The sequence below is a fragment of the Aeromonas sp. QDB63 genome, assembly GCF_027707425.1.
In the GTDB taxonomy this organism is placed as follows: Bacteria; Pseudomonadota; Gammaproteobacteria; order Enterobacterales; family Aeromonadaceae; genus Aeromonas; species Aeromonas caviae.
Window position 1 is genome coordinate 47,072 of sequence record NZ_JAPCIS010000018.1, and the last position, 17,183, is coordinate 64,254.

Below are 17,183 nucleotides of genomic sequence, written 5' to 3' on the forward strand. Positions count from 1 at the left end.
TCCAATGGATAAAAATAAGGCCCCTTTCGGGGCCTTTTTTGTGTGGGCTGGGATCAGTGACCGCCCTTGGCTTTTGCCGGGATGGATTCGTCGAATTCCGGCAGCGGCTTGTGCTCGGATGCCAGGAAGGTGTAGATGACCGGCAGCACGAACAGGGTGAACAGGGTGCCGATGGCCAGACCCGCCACGATGACGATGCCGATGCTGAAGCGCTGTGCCGCCCCCGCACCCGAGGCATAGAGCAGCGGGATGAGGCCTGCGATCATCGCCGCCGTGGTCATCAGGATGGGGCGTAGACGGACCTTGGCAGCCTGCATCACGGCTTGCATCCGGTTCAGACCATGGAGCAGCTGCTCCTCCTTCGCCACCTCGCAGATCAGAATACCGTGCTTGGTAATCAGACCGACGAGGGTGATGAGACCGACCTGGGAGTAGATGTTCATGGTGGCCATGCCCCACGCCAGGGCGATCAGCGCGCCACTGATGGCCAGCGGCACTGACACCATGATGACCAGCGGGTCACGCACGGATTCGAACTGGATCGCCAGCACCAGGAAGATGATGGCCAGGGCCAGGGCGAAGGTGGCGTAGAGCGCATTCCCTTCGGTCACGAACTGGCGGGCTTCCCCCATGAAGTCGTAACGATAGCCTTGGGGCAGCTTCTCTTCCGCGGTCGCCTTGAACCAGTTGATCGCATCCCCCATGGCCACGCCAGGTGCCGGCACGGCGCCGATGGTGGCGGAGTTCAGCTGGTTGAAGTGGGGCAGGGCACGGGGCTCTCCCTTCACTTCAATCTTGATCAGGCTGCCCAGCGGGATCGACTTGCCGTCGGCGGCACGCACGTAGTAGCCCTTGATGGACTCGGGGTTGAGACGGAACTTGCGCTCCACCTGCGGGATCACCTCGTAGGAGCGGCCATCCAGGTCGATACGGTTGACGTAACCGTCCGCCATCATGGTGCCCATGGTGATGCCGATGTCCTGCATGGTGATGCCGTAGGCACCCGCCTTGTCCTTGTCGATGCTGATCTTCATGGTGGCCGAGTCGTAGTTCAGATCGAGATCCGAATAGACGAACTGGCCGTTGGCCTGGGTTGCCGCCAGCATCTCACCCGCGATCAGGAACAGGCTCTCGAAGCTGTTCGGGGTGGTGATGACGAACTGGATGGGCAGACCGCTCGAGGCCCCCGGCAGTTCCGGGAACTGGAAGGTGGTGATGGCCATCCCGGGGATGTCCTTCACCAGACCGGCGACCCGGTCCAGCACCTCTTTCTGGCTCGCTTCACGCTGGCTCCAGGGCACCATGGAGGCGATACCGAACGCCTGATTGGAGTTGAACACCCCTGAGAAGACCTGGGAGTAAGCGATCTCCGGCTGGTCGTCCAGGACTTTGTTCACGTCCGCCATGGTGTTTTCGATGTAGTCCAGGTTGGCGTTGGAAGGTGCCGTCCCCAGCACCGCCATGACGCCTTTGTCCTCGGACGGGGCCAGCTCGCTCGGAATGAACTTGAACAGCAGCGGCAGGCTGGCGAACACGATGACGGCAAACAGGATGACCACGATGCGCTTTTGCATCACGGCATGGAGCATGGCGTCGTAGCGGGCCGTCATCCGGTCCAGCAGATCGTGTACGGTACGCTCGAACTTGCCGGGCTCCTCGTTGGCCCTGAGCATCTTGGCGCACATCATGGGCGACAGGGTCAGGGCGATGATGCCCGAGACGAACACGGCGCCCGCCAGGGTCAGCGCGAACTCCTTGAACAGGGAGCCGGTGATGCCCCCCATCAGGGCGATGGGCGCATACACCGCCGCCAGGGTGACCGTCATGGCGATGACGGGCACGGCGATCTCCCGGGTACCTATGATGGCGGCCCGGAACGGCTCTTCCCCTTCCTTGATGTGACGGTCGACGTTCTCCAGCACCACGATGGCGTCATCCACCACCAGACCGATGGCCAGCACCATCGCCAGCAGAGTCATGAGGTTTATGGAGAAGCCGAACATGTCCATCATCATCACCACGCCGATGAGGCTCAGGGGAATGGTGATGATGGGGATGATGACCGCCCGGAACGAACCGAGGAACAGGGTGATCACCACCAGTACGATGGCGGCCGCCTCCAGTATGGTCTTGATGACCTCGTGGATGGATTCGTTGATGGCGATGGTGGAGTCATACAGGACGTTCACCTGCATGGTGCTCGGCATGTTGCGCTTCAGGCTCGGCAGCAGCTCCAGCACATCGTGGGCGATGTTGATGGGGTTGGCTGTCGGGGCTGCGTTGATGGCCAGAACCACGGCCTCGCGGCCGTTGGCGCTGGCGCGATAGATGTCGTGGCTCTTCTCCAGGGAGACCTTGGCGATGTCGGAGAGACGGATCACCTTGCTGTCGCGGGTGGCGACCACCAGACGCTTGAGCTCTTCGATGTTGCCGACCTGGGTCTCGGCGTTGCCGTTGAACAGGGTGAAATAGCCGGTGGCCTGGCCGGTCGCGGACTGATAGTTGTTGCTGTTGAGCACCGTCATCACGTCGCTTGAGGTCAGGTCAAAGGCGGCCATCTTGGCCGGATCCAGCCACACCCGCAGGGCGAATTCGACCCCGCCATACAGATCCACCTTGGAGACCCCGCCCACGGTAAACAGCTGGGGCTTGATGACCCGCTCCAGGTAGTCGGTGATCTGGCTGGAGTTGAGCTCCGGGCTGGTGAAGCCCATGTAGAGCACCGCCGTGGTGGAGCCGGTGGAGGAGGTGACCGAAGGGTCTTCCGCCTCTTTGGGCAACTGGGAACGCACCGAGTTGACCTTGGCCAGGATGTCGGACAGCGCGGCGTTCGGATCGGTGTTGAGCTTCATGTACGCCGTCACCGTGGAACTGCCCAGCTGGCTCGAGGAGGTCATGAAGTCGATGTTGTCGGCCTGGGCGACCGCCTGCTCCAGAGGCTGGGTGATGAAGCCCTGGATCAGATCCGCACTGGCGCCATAGTAGCTGGTGTTGACCGTGATGACGGTATTGATCACCTCGGGGTATTCACGCACCTGCATCTTGAAGATGGCCTGGAAGCCCAGCAGGGCTATCAGGAAGCTGAGCGAGATCGCCAGCACAGGCCGTTTTATGAATATGTCAGTAAATCGCATCGCAGCTCTCCGCGCTTACAGCATCGGGGTTTGTGCCGGAACGGCAAGGGCATCGTTCTCGACCACGTGCACCTTGGTATCGTTGCTCAGGCGAACCTGACCCGACAGCACGATTTGATCGCCAGCCTTGATGCCGGACAGCACATGGACATCGTTGCCGCGACGCTCACCTGCCTTGACCACCACCTGCTTGGCGCGTTTCACGCCGTCAGCCTCGTGAATGACGTAGACGTTCTCGCCATAGAGGGTGAAGGAGATGGCGGACTGCGGGATCACGATCTGGTCTTTCACCGTGGGCAGTATGATGCTGGCGCGGGCGAACATGCCGGAACGGAGCTGGCCGTCGTTGTTCGGAATGTCTGCCTGCACCTGGATCAGGCCGCTCTGATAGTTGACCGCGGGCTCGATGGCCGTGATCTGGCCGTCAAACTGGGTCTGGGGATAGGCATCCACGTTGATCTTGATGGTCTGTCCCAGGGTGATTTTGGAGATGTCGGTCTGGGGCACGGTGAAGCGCAGGCGCATCACGCTGGTGTCTTCCAGGCGCACAATCTGGGTACCCGGTTCCAGATACTGGCCGAGGAAGACGTTGCGCAGGCCCACGGCACCGCTGAAGGGGGCTCGCACCTCACGACGGGCGATGGTGGCCTTCAGACTGTCGATGTCCGCCTCCAGGGAGCGGTAGCTTGCCTCGGCATCATCCAGCTGGTCCCGGGAGATGGAGTTCTTCTGATAGAGGTTCTTGTAGCGCTCGAACTTGGCCCTGGCTGCCGGCAGCCTGGCCTGGGAGGAGTTCAGATTGGCTTTTTCCACACTGGAGTCCAGGCTCAGCAGCAGTTGATCCGCTTTGACATGTGCCCCCGATTCGAACCGGATGCTGTCGATGGTGCCTGACAGCTCGCTGGAGAGGGTGACCCCCTGGTTCGGCTCGATGAAGCCGATGGCTTCAATGGTGGGGACCCAGTCCTGCGCCTTGGTGATCATGGCGGTGACCGGGAACTCGGGCTCGGGCCGATTGGCCATGAACTCTGCAATCTTCTTCTGCTTGAACATATTGAAGCCGATGACACTGCCAAACAGGGCGAGTGCTATCAGCAACATGATGGCCATCCACTTTTTCATGAACAGGCTCCTGTGATGGAAACATTAGGGTTTAAAATGGCATTCCAGCTGGCCCGGATGACCGTCTCCAGCTGTTCCTGCGTCAATTCGAAATCGTGAACCCGGCGCTGCTGTGCCAGGTTGGCCACGCAATCCAGACTCAATGCTTGCAACACCAGAATGGGGAGATCGATGAAGAGTCCCTGTTGGCGTCCTTGCTCAAAGAAGCGCTCAAGTGGCGCCCACGTCGCCATTATGACCGGATCCCGCTCCAATTCAGCCCCCAATGGAGAACTTTCGTACTGCAATTTGCACTTGAGTGCATTGGGGTAGCTGGTGAAGATGGCATCGATGTTGAGCCAGAGGCGTCGATACTGCTCATAGGACACCTCTTCTATCTGCACACCTTCCATGACCAGGGGATGACACTTGAGGATAGTGTGCTGATAGAGCTGGCGGATCAGGTCATCCTTGTCGCTGAAATAGCGATAGATGGTACCTGCCGCCACCTTGGCTTTCTTGGCGACCACGGCAATGGAAAGGCCGTAGAAGCCCTGCTCGCCGAGGATCTCGTGAGCTGCTTCGAAAATGCGTTCTTTCTTATCCATGGTTATCAGAGGTCAACGACTGAATGAACGTTCATTCATTCTAGGTGGGCGCAAAGGCAAGTCAAGCATTGCCCATCATCTTTGACCCTATGGGGTGAGGGATTCAAAAAGTAGTGGGGAATTGCTGGATCCAGCCTGAACAAAACAAAAATAGTTGAAAAGGGTCGGAAGTGATTGAAAAACAGGCACTTGATTCTTTGTGTCAAAAAAAGAGTAGACAAGGTCGGCATCATCATCAATAATGCGCCCCGTTCGACAGCGTAGCGCCCGTAGCTCAGCTGGATAGAGCGCTGCCCTCCGGAGGCAGAGGTCACAGGTTCGAATCCTGTCGGGCGCACCATCAAAAGTGCGCCGGTTAAACGGGCGTGTTGAAGAACGAAAACAGCTGTGGTGGCTGTAGCTCAGTTGGTAGAGTCCCGGATTGTGATTCCGGTTGTCGTGGGTTCGAGCCCCATCAGCCACCCCATTTTACAGCTTGTCAGGTACGCGAAGGTGGCGGAATTGGTAGACGCGCTAGCTTCAGGTGTTAGTGCCCCCCGGGTGTGAGGGTTCGAGTCCCTCTCTTCGCACCATACTTGCTGTATGACGAGGATGACCAGATGGTCATCTTTGTGTTTTTGGAATACCCCCTCGGTGATTAGCGCAGCCCGGTAGCGCATCTGGTTTGGGACCAGAGGGTCAAAGGTTCGAATCCTTTATCACCGACCACATTTGAAAACCCCGCTCAGGCGGGGTTTTTGCTTTTTGGCGTTTCTGTTCCGCTTTTTCCTGTCACGTCTTTTTACACTTCTTCAGGCGCCTGTTCGCCACGAGTTCGCTATGCTGGGGCCCGGAGCCGCGAGACAGGGGACGCTCGGGCACGGACCAGATACAAGGCCTATGCATCACCATATCACTTCTCTTCAACTCTCCGTGCTGGCCATGGCCGCACTGCTGCTGGGTGGCTGCGCCCTGCAGCCAAAACCGGAAGATCTTCTGATGGGCGCCGCCCCCAAGCCAAAGGCCGAACTCGAGGCCACCTTGGTGACCAGTGGTGGCTTCTGCGTGACCCTGAGCGAGCAGGGCCGTCTGCTGACTCAGCCCTGCGATCAGCAACCGAACCAGTCATTCAGCTGGGATGTCGGCGCCCTGCAACTGGCCGGGGATTGCCTGGTCGCCAAAGGGGAGGATGATCTGGGGATGGAGGCGTGCCGGGAGGAGAGCCATCAATGGCAGTGGCAGGGGGATCGTCTGTTCAATCGGCAGGTGTCGCTGTGCCTGGATGTGGCGGGTCGCCGTCACAAGCCGGCCGTCCCCCTGCGCCTCGCCGAATGCTATGGCGGCGCCAACCAGAGCTTTGAGTGGACGCCATCCGGCACGCTGTTGAACCGTCTGATGCACCCGGCACTGGCGTGGTGACAAGAGAGCGAGAAACAAAAAGGGTGGCCACATGGGCCACCCTTTTTCGATCCGCGATGGGGATGCCTTATCAGCGGGTCTGGGAGGCGAACAGTTTCTCCAGATAGACGGCAACGCCATCTTCATCGGAAGTGAGGGTCTGTTCATGCTCTGGCAGGGCCTGCTTGAGGCGATCGTGGGCGTTGCCCATGACCACGCCACGGCCCACCATGCTCAGCATTTCGAAGTCGTTCATGCCATCGCCGAAGGCCACTGCCTGGGACATCTCCAGGCCGTGCTGCTCCAGCACGGCGCGCACGGCATTGCCCTTGTGCACGCCGGCGTGCATCACCTCGAGGCAGTCAGGCAGGGAGAAGGTGACGTTGATCCGATCACCATATTGCTGGTTGAGGTGCGCCTCTATCTTCAGCAGCTTGTCGTGGTCGCCGATGTAGAACACCTTGTTGACCCTGTCCTTCGGGTGGTTGGCCAGATCCGCCAGGCGGTAGCTGAAGCCGGAGTCGTGATGGAACTGCAGCAACCAGGGCAGCTCCTCTTCCACCAGCCACTCGTCGCCGTAGTAGACGTTGATGTGGATGGAGGGGTCGCGCTCGAGGGCGATCAGTTCGGCCGCCACTGTGGCCGGCAGTGCCTGGTTGTAGACCAGCTGGTCCTGCTTGTCGTGCACCACGGCGCCATTGGAGGTGATGAGGTAGATATCCAGCCCCAGCGCATCGCGGATGCTGCGCACGTCCACGTGATGGCGGCCGGTGGCGACCACGAATTTGACGCCCTGATCGACCAGACGGTGCAGGGTATCCCGGGTGCGGGAGGAGATCTGGTGCTGCCCGTTGAGCAGGGTACCATCGAGATCGGACACAACTACCTTGAACATCATTACCTCGACTTCAATTGAACGCCGGGGGAGTGTACCCCAGCGTCTGCCGTCACCCCATTTATTTAGGGATCCAAAAAATAACCAGCCCCTTCTGGTCGCGTCAGTAGCGCGCGAAGAAGGCCAGGGTTGCATTGAGCGCGGCCTGGCGCTGGGGATCCGCCTCGATGAAGAGCTCGTGCCAGGCTCCTTCGATGCGCAGCGGCTTGCTCCCATCACATTGGGCCTTGGCGCAGAAGGCTTCCTGGGCGGCGTTGTCCACCACGCTGTCCTCGCCGGCCTGCAGCAGCAGCAGGGGCGTCTTGATGGCGCCTGCGTCGGCTACGGCCGCGTCCGATCCTGTGATGGCCTGATGGATCCAGTGGGCGGTGGCGCCCCCCAGCCTGACCTGGGGACGCTGTTCGTAGATCTGGCGGAAGGCCTGATAACGCGTCGTGCTGTGGGTCAGCTCGTTGTCGGCAAAGCCGTGATCCTCATAGGGTCCCTGACCCGGGCCGTAGGGGGGCTCGCCCACCCAGCCGCCGACCGTGCCGATGGTGGCCGCCAACCCCTTGGCCAGCCACTTGGGCAGGCCGCCGAGGTTGATGCCCATCATGGGGGAGGAGAGCACCGCCGCCTGGATGTCGTTCGGCCAGCGTTCCAGATAGCGGGCCGAGATGGCCCCCCCCATGGAGTGGGCCAGCAGGAACAGCTTGGCAGGCTTGTCCGGTACAATCACTTCGTCATGAAACTGTTTGAGATCGGCGACATAGTCGTCGAACTGGTCGACATACCCCTTCTCTTTGTCGGCTAGCATGCGGTCTGACATTCCCTGGCCGCGATGATCGATGAGGTAGAGGCTGTAACCCTGGCGCCAGAGATCCCAGGCCAGCTCCTGATACTTGAGGTAGCTCTCGACCCGGCCGTTGACGATGAGGATGGCGCGATCGATCTTGGGCTGGCGCAGGGCGGCATAGCGGAGGGTGACCCCGTCCTTGCCCTGGAACTCCCCCTCGACGGCATGCTGGCGCCAGAAGTCGGGCAGGGTCTGCTGATAGAGGGCGGGAACGTCGGCTTCAGTGGTCAGCTGGTAAGGATTGCTCACGGCAAGGGCTCCGGCAGAAAACAGGGTCAGGGCCAGCAGGGAAAGGGAGGCAGGTTTCATCGGGCAAGCTCCTCGCGCCAGTGGTGGTAGAGCGCAGTGATATCATTCGAGCAGAGCAGGGGCATGGCGGCTTGCAGGCGGGGCAGCGGCCAGTCCCACCACTGCATGGCTTGCAGCATGGCGACCTGCTCCTCGTCAAAACGGGGGCGGATCGGCCTGGCCGGGTTGCCGCCCACTATCGTGTAGGGGGCCACATCCCGGGTGACCACGGCCCGGGTGGCGATGACGGCGCCATCGCCGATGGTGATGCCGGGCATGATCATGGCTTCCGAGCCGATCCAGACATCGTTGCCGATCCGGGTGTCTCCCTTGCGCAGAAAACCGTCCTGCACGCCGTCACCGAAGCGGGCAGCATCGAAGGGGAAGGTGGAAGCCCAGTCCATCCGGTGACCCTGGTTGCCCGCCAGCATGAAGGTGGCGCCGGAGGCGATGGAGCAGAACTTGCCGATGATCAGGCGGTCAACTTCCTTTCCCCACTGGCCACTGTCCCAGGACTCCCGCGTCGAGCCATCGCCGAGCAGGTAGCGCACGCAATGATCCTCGAACGGCTTGCCGTGGTAGTAACCGGAGTAATAGCTGTACTCCCCGGCCTCGATATTGGGGTTGGTCAGATGATCCCGTATGACCTGGGATTCTAGCCAGCTGCCGAACGGATTTTCCATCACTGATCCTGCCATTCATCTTCTTCCTGTTGTGCGGCCCATCCTTTGCGCGTCAGCTGCATCTGCTGCCACCAGCGTTCGTCCGCCAGGATCTCGCCGGCCGGACCGAGCTGGGGGTAGGGCATCTCTTTCTCCTTGCAGAGCTGGGCATAGACGGGATAGCCCCCCTCGAACAAGATGGTGTTCTGCTCTTCCAGGCTGAGTGGACAGCCGCGCTGATAACAGCCGGCCAGTTCGCGCTGGCGCTGGGCCTCGTAAAGGATGGCGGCGGCGGCCACCGAGACGTTGAGGGACTGCACCATGCCTACCATGGGGATGACGATATGGTGATCGGCCAGGGCCAGCGCCTCTTCGCCGATGCCGTGCTTCTCCTGGCCCACCAGGATTGCGGTGGGTCTGGTGTAGTCGATGGCACGAAAGTCCACGGAGCTGTCGGAGAGGTGGGTCGCCAGGATCTGCATGCCGGAGGCCTTGAGTTCGGCCACCGCGCTGCCGATGTCCGGGTGCAGCTGCACGTCCACCCAGTTCTGGCTGCCGCGGGCAGTGCCCTTGCGCTTGTGGATCCAGCTCTTGGGCCAGACCGCGTGCACCCGGTGGATGCCGATGGCATCGGCGGTGCGCACGATGGCGGCTAGGTTGTGAGGTTTATGAACCTCTTCCATGCAGACGGTCAGGTCGAGCTGGCGCATGGCCAGCATGTCGGAAATGCGTTTGAAGCGTTCAGGAGTCATGTCGGTTTCTATGTCGTGAGGCCGGTGCATGCAACAAGGCTGGTGGCCTGCGGCATGGGGCCCTGGGTATCTCTTGAAAAGCAGCAGGCGGCTTGCGCCGCCTGTGTTCAGTTTTTCTGTCGGCTCACCCTGAGCACGTTGGGCATGACCCGGATCTTGCGCATGATGTTGGCGAGGTGGATCCGGCTCTTGGTGGTGATGAGCAGGGTGACCACATAGACCCGGCCATCCTTCTCCTCGGTGCTGATGGCGTGGATGTTGGCGCCGGTGGCGGCAATCACGTTGGCCAGCTCCGCCAGGGCGCCCTGGTGGTTGACGATCTCGATGCTGATGCCGGTGCGGAATTCCTGCTCCTGCTCCTTGTCCACCTCCCACTGCACCGGCAGGTATTTGTCCGGTTCGCGGCTGTAGCCCTTGATGTTGCGGCAGGACTCCTGGTGGATCACCAGTCCCTTGCCCGGGCTGATGTGGGCGATGATGGCGTCCCCCGGGATGGGGCGGCAGCAGTTGGCGAAGGTGACCAGCATGCCGTCGGCCCCCTTGATCGGCATCTTCTTGCTGGTGGATTTGGGCTGCTCTTCCGGCGGCAGTTCATCTCCCAGCATGCGGCGTGCCACCATGACGCTCATGGCGTTGCCAAGGCCCACGTCGGCCAGCAGCCCCTGCAGGTTCTCGTGTTTGGTATCGGCCAGCACCTGCTTGACGCGGGCTTCCGGGATGTCTTCGATGTTCTTGGCGCCGAGGGCATGGTTGAGCAGGCGGCGGCCCAGCACCACCGACTCTTCGGTGCGCAGGTTCTTGAGGAACTGGCGGATCTTCGAGCGCGCCTTGGTGGTCACCACGAAGTTGAGCCAGGCCGCGTTCGGGCGGGCGCCGGGGGCCGTGATGATCTCCACCGTCTGACCGGAGTGCAGCGGGCTGCTGAGCGGATAGGGGTGGCGGTCGACCCGGGAACCGACGCAGGCGTGACCGATGTCGGTGTGCACCGTGTAGGCGAAGTCCACCGGGGTGGCGCCGGCGGGCAGCTCCATGATGCGGCCCTCCGGTGTGAAGACGTAGATCTCGTCGGGGAAGAGGTCGGTCTTGACCCCCTCGATGAACTCGAAGGAGCTGCCGGCGCTCTGTTGCAGCTCCAGCAGGCTCTGCATCCAGCGCTGAGCGCGGATCTGGGCCGTGGTGCCCGAGCTGTCCCCATCCTGCTTGTAGGCCCAGTGGGCGGCGACGCCCTTGTCAGCCATCTGGTCCATGAACTCGGTGCGGATCTGCACCTCCACCGGTACCCCGTGGGGCCCAACCAGGGAGGTGTGCAGGGACTGGTAGCCGTTGGTCTTGGGGATGGCGATGTAGTCCTTGAAGCGACCGGGGCGCGGCTTGTAGAGGCTGTGCATCTGCCCAAGCACCCGGTAGCAGGTGTCTATGTCTTTCACTCTCACTCTGAAAGCATAGATATCCATCACTTCGTGGAATTGCAGTTCTTTCTTCTCCATCTTGTTGTAGATGGAGAACAGGTTCTTCTCGCGTCCGCTCACCTGGGCATCGATACCGGCTTCCCGCAGACGCCCCTCAATCTCGCTCTGGATGGAGTCGATGATCTCGCGCCGGTTGCCACGGGCGCGGCGCACCGATTCCCGCAGTACCCGGGAGCGCATGGGGTAGAGCGCCTCGAAACCGAGCTCTTCCAGCTCGTTCTTCATGGTGTGAATACCGAGGCGGTTGGCGATGGGGGCGAAAATCTCGAGGGTTTCCCGGGCGATGCGGCGGCGCTTGTCCGGTCGCAAGGAGCCGAGGGTACGCATGTTGTGAGTGCGGTCGGCCAGCTTGATCAGGATGACCCGGATGTCCTGGGTCATGGCCATCATCATCTTGCGGAAGTTCTCGACCTGGGCTTCCTTGCGATCGCGGAACTTCAGCTTGTCGAGCTTGGAGACACCCGAGACCAGCTCGGCGACGGCGTTGCCAAACTGCTCGGCAAGATCGTCCTTGGTGACAGGGGTATCTTCGATGACGTCGTGCAGCACGGCAGCCATCAGGGTCTCGTGATCGAGGCGCATGTCGCCCAGGATGCGGGCCACGGCAACGGGATGAGTGATGTAGGGTTCACCACTGGAACGCATCTGTCCCTGGTGAGCGTCGCGGGCTACCACATAGGCTTGCCTGAGCTTCTCAACCTGCTCGGGTGGCAGGTAGGAACTGGCTATTTCTTTAAGATTTTCAAATAAATACAAGACAGTCCCCGCAGCGGTTAAACGGCAATCCGTGAAATTGAGGGTATGCCCTCGAGTTTGCGAGGTTTTCGAGCGGTTGTAAATGGGGAGAACAGCCGGCACCCGGGCGGGCGCCGACTATGGGAGGCGACTGACTTAGCCGCGACCTTCTGCGATGGCAGCAACGGCAGCCAGCTCGGCGGCTTCCTGCTCTTGCTGCTCGTAGCGGTCCTGAGTATCCATCACCTGGTTGTTGACCAGACCCAGTTCGATCTCGCGCAGGGCGATCACGGTCGGCTTGTCGTTCTCTTCGTCGACCAGGGGATCCTTGCCTTGTACCGCGATTTGACGAGCGCGGCGCGCGGCGACCAGCACCAGGTCAAAACGGTTACCTACCTGTTTTACAGCATCTTCTACAGTAACGCGGGCCATGCGGGACTCCAGTGTTTGGGCTTTCTGTGATTGAAAAAGCGGTGTTTAAAAATGACGCAAAAGTTTACTTGTTTTTGGCTTACTCTGCCAGTAGCTGTTTCAGCAAGTTTTGCTGGGCCTGCTGTTGCTGACGCATTTCCAGGCGCTGGCACTCGACGACGGCCCTGAGCTGGAACAGTGCCAGCTCAAAGTCTTCATTGATGATGACATAGTCATACTCGTCGTAGTGCACCATTTCGGCAATGGCTTTCTCCATCCGGCCCTTGATCACCTCGGCGCTGTCCTGGCCACGGCCGATCAGGCGGCGCTCCAGCTCCTCGCGGCTGGGGGGCAGGATGAAGATGGACTTGGTCGGCATCTGTTCGCGGATCTGGCGGGCGCCCTGCCAGTCGATGTCGAGGAAGACGTCGATGCCCTGCGCCAGGCAGGCCTCGATGGCGGCGCGGGAAGTGCCGTAGTAGTTGCCGAAGACTTCTGCCCACTCCAGAAAGTCACCGCGCTCGATCAGCGCCTTGAACTCTTCCACCTTGACGAAGTGGTAGTGCACCCCGTGCTCTTCACCGGGACGGGTGGCGCGCGTGGTGTGGGAGACCGAGAGTTGCATCTTGCCGGCGGCGTTGTGCTGGGTCAGCAAGGCATTGAGCAGGCTGGACTTACCGGCCCCGCTCGGGGAAGAGATGATATAGAGAGTGCCTTGTTGCGCCATGTCTGTACCTTTAAGCGATGATCCGCGCTTTGGTTGTAGCAGAGGCCGCCGTCTTGTGCCCGATAAGGGAGACGGTTGCTCGCAATGCGCGGAGGAATCAGAGTCAGGAGGATGTAAAGGCGGCGAATGTTAGCAGATGGGGGCGGATAAAAAAACGGCCGGAATCATATTCCAGCCGATCAAAATATCCGTAGCTTGCTGTGCGGGCGTTACCCGCATAGAGGGTCATTCTGCCCACGGAGCCGGGGCCGGGCCATCAGATTATCCCTGCGCCAGGGCTCGGAATTTCCGAGTTGCCCTGGGTCGGTAGAAGATGCTTGTCGGTACAGAGGCGCTCGAAGGCGGCGATGACCCGCTCGCGGCTTATCTTGGCCATGGCGTCCGGATCCTTGAGGCGGGTGCGCCAGCCGAGCTCGGCCAGCGGCTTGCCGGTCTCCTGCTTAATCAGTTCCTGATAGACGCTGACCAGATAATCCCGGCACAGATAGGGTCCGGTACGCTCCGGGTTGTGGTGGGCGTAGAGGCCGATCACGGGTGTCCCCACCAGGGTAGCCATGTGGGCAGGGCCGGTATCCGGGGCCAGCACCAGGCTCGCCTCGCCAATCAGCGCCAGCAATTGCTTGAGGCTGGTCTGCCCCACCAAATCTGCCGGCTTGCTCTGGCTGAGGCGCTGGATCTCGGCGGCGAGATCCCGCTCCAGCCTGGCCGGTCCGCCGCACAGATAGACCTGAAAGCCCTTGTCTGCGGCGTGATCCGCCAGCGCGGCGTAGCCGGCGGCAGTCCAATTCTTGAATGCCTTGCTGGCAGCGGCGCAGATGAGCAGGGTCGGCTTGCCGCCAATTTTCTCCTTCGCCCAGGCCTGGTGCTCGGCGCTGATGGGCAGTTGCCAGTCCGGGGTCAGATCCTTTATCCCGAGCTCTTTGGCGAAGGCGAGAAAGCCGTCCAGCACGTGGGGGGAGGCGGGTGAGGGGACCCGATGGTTGGTGAACAGCCACTGACCGTCGCTGGCGCGCTCCCGATCAAACCCGAGTTTGACCTTGGCCTTGATGCCGAGGGTGGCGATGCTGGCGCGCATGGCGGCCTGCAGGTGGAGCAGGGCATCAAACCTGCGCCCCTTGAGGGTCTGCCAGAGATCGCGATAGCCGCGCCACCCCTTGCTCTTGTCGAAGGGAATGATCTCGACCCCCGGCAGATCGGCGAACAGGGTCGCCTCAATCTTGCCGGTGATCCAGGTGATGTGGGTCTGGGGCCACTCCCGCTGGATGACGCGCACCAGCGCCAGCGCGTGGCAGCAATCTCCGATGGCAGAGAGCCGCAGGATGCAGATGGAGGAGGGCGGCGTTTGGAACAGCGGCATGATGTGGCGCAACGATGGCAAAATGGATGGATGGCATTATGCAAACTCCCCTGTGGATTGTAAAATTGCGCCGGTTGCCCGACCGGCACGGCTTTCTGAATGGATGCCCTGCACCCACTATCGACCGGAATTCTCATCATGCTGACACACACCACCCACAACCAGGTCTGCTGGTATGCCGACGGAGTCTTCCGCGATCCTTCCCCTGCCTTGTTCGATCCTGTCTGGTGGCAGACCCATCGCCAGGTGGTAGGTTCTTCCATCGGCCGCGGGGTGACCTGGTTCGTGAAGGATGAATCCCGTCACTTGGTGCTGCGTCACTACTACCGTGGCGGCATGGTGGGCAAGCTGGTGCGTGACCGGTTCTGGTTTGAAGGGGTGGAGAGCAGCCGGGCCATGGCTGAATATCGTCTGCTGGCGACCCTGAGTGAACAGGGGCTGCCGGTGCCGCGCCCCTTTGCGGCCCGCATGGTCAAGCAGGGGCCCTTCTATCGGGCCGACATCCTGATCGAACGCATTCGCGGTGCCAAGGATCTGGTGGCCCTGCTCAAGCAGGGGCCGATCGCCGGTGAGGTGTGGCACAAGATAGGCAAAACGGTGCGCCAGTTGCACGATGCAGGGGTCTATCATGCGGATCTCAACAGCCACAACCTGCTGCTCGACAAGGAGGGCAAGGTGTGGGTGATCGACTTCGACAAAGGAGCCATCCGCTCCCCCGGCAACTGGCAGCAGGCCAACCTGGAGCGGTTGCTGCGCTCCTTCAACAAGGAGTCGCAACTGCACACCAGCTTCCACTTCGTGCCGGAGAACTGGCAGGCCCTGATGGCAGGCTATCAGGGCAAGGTGGCGTGACGTCGAGCTTCACTTCGTAGCTGGAGGCTGGCAAGCCCTGATGGCGGACCACCAGAGGCGAGAGGTGCGAGGCCAGCGATGCTGGCGCGGTTGCTCGGCGCCAGCACCAATGTTACTTATTGAGTGTGATTGCTTGGACAGATATTCAGATCCGGTTTCGAGGCGCGTGATGGAAAGGTATGAGACTGCCGGGGTTGAGGTCACCACTCCCCTTGAGGTGACGCTGATGGCACAGGCCATGGCGATGTTGGAGGCCGGGATCTGGACCTGGTCGGCCGGGCAGGGTCTGAGGCGGGACCCTTCCTGTCTGCAACTGCTGGGTCTGGAGGGGGGCGAGCTGGGGGATCTCGGCTGGCTGGATCGGGTACATCCGGATGATGCTCCCCGTCTGGCAGAGGCCCTGGAGGCCTGTCAGCAAGGGCGCAGCAACGGGCTTCGACTCGAGTACCGCATCCTGCACCATCAGGGCCATTACATCCGGCTGGAGGAGCGGGTCCGTCGCGACGAAGGGGGTCAACTGCTGGGGGTGGTTCGCCATCTGGATGCCGCCATGGCGCCCCTGGAGGATCGCCACGACACGGATCCCCTCACCGGCCTCGAGAGCCGCAGCCACTTCGAGCTGTTGCTGGATGAACGGCTGGCCAGCGAGAGCGGCAGTTTCTGTCTGCTGCAGTTCAGCGTGGATCACCGCAGCAAGATCCTGCAGTTGTTCGGGGAGGCGGCCTGCGACGCCATGCTGGCCAAGCTGGCCCGCATCGTGCGCCGCGAGCTGCGTCGGGAAGATCCCTTCGCCCGTTGGGACGAAGACGGCTTCATCCTGATGCTCTCCCAGACCGATCGGTTGAGCGGCCTGGAGATTGCCGAGCGGCTGCGTCTTGAGATCGCCGACGCCAGCCTGCTGCCCCAGCGTCCGGTGACCGTGAGCATCGGCCTGGTGCAGAGCCAGAGTGCCGAGCAGCTCGATCACCTGCTGGCCCGGTTGGCCTCCTGCCACGGTCAGGCGAAGCGGGAACACAACGCCGTGGTCGGCTGACGGCCAGTCACTGTCCGCGAACCCATTGACGCCGATGGACCCATCAGCGTCAATGGGTTTCAGTCAGCGCTCACTGACCTGCTGACGCTGGCAAACCCAGAGAGAAGCCAGCATCAGCAGGGCGCCCAGACCGAGCCTGAGCAGGTCGGTATCCTTTCCCCAGAGCACCAGATTGACCAGCAGACCCGCGGGGATCAAGGCGTTGTTCATGATGGCCAGCACGCCGCTGCTGACCAGGGTCGCCCCCTTGTTCCACAGGAAGTAGCCGAGCCCGGATGCCCCGACCCCCAGCCAGAAGAGGATGCCCCATTGCAGGGGGCTGGTGGGATATTGAGGTTTGCCCAGCAGCCACCAGGCGGGCAGGGCGATCACCAGGGCGCCCAGATAGAAGCAGCCGAACACCGCCAGCTGGGGCGGCTGCTCAGCCTCCCGGGCCAGCAGCACCTTGTAGCCCACCTGGCCCAGGGCGAAGCAGACGTTGGCGCCCTGCACCACCAGGAATCCCAGTACATAGCTTTCGGTCAGGCCGTCGAAACGGATGACGGCCGCCCCCAGCACCGCCAGCAGGGCCCCCCACAGATAGACAGGCTTGAAGCGCCCTTCCAGCAGGTCGTGGATCAGGGTGACATAGATGGGGGTGAAGATGGTGAACACCAGTACTTCCGGTACCGTCAAGAGCAGGAAGGAGTGGTAGTAGAAGAGATACATGATGCCGAGCTGGATGGCACCGAGGGCCATCAGCTTGGCCACCAGATCGGGGCGCAGCCAGCGACGGCGCAGGAAGGGCAGAAACACCAGGCTGGCGAGCACGATGCGAGTCAGTACCGAGAAGTAGGCATCCACCTGACCGGCAAGGTAGACCCCGATCAGGCTGAAGGAGAAGGACCAGAGCAGGGTAACCCCTATCAAGTAGTTCATGTGATTGAATTGTCGTCAGTTGTCAATTT

At 61.4% G+C, this 17,183-nt stretch carries 15 protein-coding genes and 4 tRNA genes; 7 read left to right on the forward strand and 12 right to left on the reverse strand.

Annotated features, from left to right (window positions below; genetic code table 11):
* Positions 1-53: 53 nt before the first annotated feature.
* From PG879_RS12700 to PG879_RS12710, 3 genes are read right to left on the reverse strand one after another with little or no spacing between them, the layout of a single operon-like run.
* Positions 54-3,134, reverse strand: coding sequence for a multidrug efflux RND transporter permease subunit (locus PG879_RS12700; RefSeq protein ID WP_039040660.1), 3,081 nt, complete (start codon positions 3,132-3,134; stop codon positions 54-56).
* 15 nt (positions 3,135-3,149) lie between these two features.
* Positions 3,150-4,256 carry an efflux RND transporter periplasmic adaptor subunit gene (locus PG879_RS12705; RefSeq protein ID WP_053287964.1) on the reverse strand — a complete coding sequence of 369 codons (1,107 nt, stop codon included), beginning with the start codon at positions 4,254-4,256 and terminating at the stop codon, positions 3,150-3,152.
* Positions 4,253-4,843, reverse strand: a complete 591-nt coding sequence (locus PG879_RS12710; protein ID WP_042864666.1) for a TetR/AcrR family transcriptional regulator — start codon at positions 4,841-4,843, stop codon at positions 4,253-4,255. Before PG879_RS12710 ends, PG879_RS12705 begins: the two co-directional genes overlap by 4 nt.
* 263 nt (positions 4,844-5,106) lie before the next feature.
* On the opposite strand from PG879_RS12710, the gene PG879_RS12715 reads away from it, so the two are divergent.
* The 5 genes from PG879_RS12715 to PG879_RS12735 all read left to right on the forward strand — a co-directional run bounded on the left by PG879_RS12715 (position 5,107) and on the right by PG879_RS12735 (position 6,241).
* Positions 5,107-5,183, forward strand: a tRNA-Arg gene (locus PG879_RS12715).
* Between the two features lie 50 nt (positions 5,184-5,233).
* Positions 5,234-5,309 (forward strand) — tRNA-His (locus tag PG879_RS12720).
* Between the two features lie 20 nt (positions 5,310-5,329).
* Positions 5,330-5,415, forward strand: a tRNA-Leu gene (locus PG879_RS12725).
* A 59-nt stretch (positions 5,416-5,474) separates the two neighbouring features.
* Positions 5,475-5,551 (forward strand) — tRNA-Pro (locus tag PG879_RS12730).
* 171 nt (positions 5,552-5,722) lie between these two features.
* Complete coding sequence (locus PG879_RS12735) at positions 5,723-6,241, forward strand: RICIN domain-containing protein (protein WP_270830270.1); 519 nt, start codon at positions 5,723-5,725, stop codon at positions 6,239-6,241.
* A gap of 70 nt (positions 6,242-6,311) precedes the next feature.
* Here PG879_RS12735 and PG879_RS12740 read toward each other — a convergent pair whose 3' ends face one another.
* The 8 genes from PG879_RS12740 to PG879_RS12775 form a co-directional block, all read right to left on the reverse strand.
* Positions 6,312-7,115, reverse strand: a complete 804-nt coding sequence (locus PG879_RS12740) for a Cof-type HAD-IIB family hydrolase (RefSeq protein WP_039040694.1) — start codon at positions 7,113-7,115, stop codon at positions 6,312-6,314.
* 103 nt (positions 7,116-7,218) lie between these two features.
* On the reverse strand, positions 7,219-8,259 hold the full coding sequence (locus PG879_RS12745; RefSeq protein WP_270830271.1) for an alpha/beta fold hydrolase: 1,041 nt from the start codon (positions 8,257-8,259) through the stop codon (positions 7,219-7,221).
* Positions 8,256-8,921: a CatB-related O-acetyltransferase gene (locus PG879_RS12750; RefSeq protein ID WP_103261049.1), complete on the reverse strand. Its 666-nt coding sequence runs from the start codon at positions 8,919-8,921 to the stop codon at positions 8,256-8,258. Before PG879_RS12750 ends, PG879_RS12745 begins: the two co-directional genes overlap by 4 nt.
* On the reverse strand, positions 8,921-9,652 hold the full coding sequence (gene trmH, locus PG879_RS12755; RefSeq protein ID WP_270830273.1) for a tRNA (guanosine(18)-2'-O)-methyltransferase TrmH: 732 nt from the start codon (positions 9,650-9,652) through the stop codon (positions 8,921-8,923). The genes PG879_RS12750 and trmH overlap by 1 nt, the downstream gene beginning before the upstream one ends.
* A gap of 107 nt (positions 9,653-9,759) precedes the next feature.
* Complete coding sequence (spoT, locus tag PG879_RS12760) at positions 9,760-11,877, reverse strand: bifunctional GTP diphosphokinase/guanosine-3',5'-bis pyrophosphate 3'-pyrophosphohydrolase (RefSeq protein ID WP_039040667.1); 2,118 nt, start codon at positions 11,875-11,877, stop codon at positions 9,760-9,762.
* A 135-nt stretch (positions 11,878-12,012) separates the two neighbouring features.
* Positions 12,013-12,288, reverse strand: a complete 276-nt coding sequence (gene rpoZ, locus PG879_RS12765) for a DNA-directed RNA polymerase subunit omega (protein WP_005307060.1) — start codon at positions 12,286-12,288, stop codon at positions 12,013-12,015.
* Between the two features lie 79 nt (positions 12,289-12,367).
* Positions 12,368-12,994, reverse strand: a complete 627-nt coding sequence (gene gmk / locus PG879_RS12770; protein WP_270830275.1) for a guanylate kinase — start codon at positions 12,992-12,994, stop codon at positions 12,368-12,370.
* 256 nt (positions 12,995-13,250) lie between these two features.
* On the reverse strand, positions 13,251-14,351 hold the full coding sequence (locus tag PG879_RS12775) for a glycosyltransferase family 9 protein (RefSeq protein ID WP_270830276.1): 1,101 nt from the start codon (positions 14,349-14,351) through the stop codon (positions 13,251-13,253).
* A gap of 138 nt (positions 14,352-14,489) precedes the next feature.
* Between PG879_RS12775 and PG879_RS12780 the strand changes: the two genes are divergently transcribed.
* Both PG879_RS12780 and PG879_RS12785 read left to right on the forward strand, forming a co-directional pair.
* The gene (locus PG879_RS12780) at positions 14,490-15,203 is read left to right on the forward strand and encodes a 3-deoxy-D-manno-octulosonic acid kinase (RefSeq protein WP_010672321.1); all 714 of its coding nucleotides are present in this window, start codon (positions 14,490-14,492) and stop codon (positions 15,201-15,203) included.
* A gap of 169 nt (positions 15,204-15,372) precedes the next feature.
* Positions 15,373-16,236 carry a GGDEF domain-containing protein gene (locus PG879_RS12785; RefSeq protein WP_029313392.1) on the forward strand — a complete coding sequence of 288 codons (864 nt, stop codon included), beginning with the start codon at positions 15,373-15,375 and terminating at the stop codon, positions 16,234-16,236.
* Between the two features lie 63 nt (positions 16,237-16,299).
* Here the strand turns inward: PG879_RS12785 and PG879_RS12790 are convergent, their stop codons facing one another.
* A complete protein-coding gene (locus PG879_RS12790; protein ID WP_042016171.1) occupies positions 16,300-17,154 on the reverse strand; it encodes a DMT family transporter in 855 nt (284 codons plus the stop codon).
* Positions 17,155-17,183 lie beyond the last annotated feature (29 nt).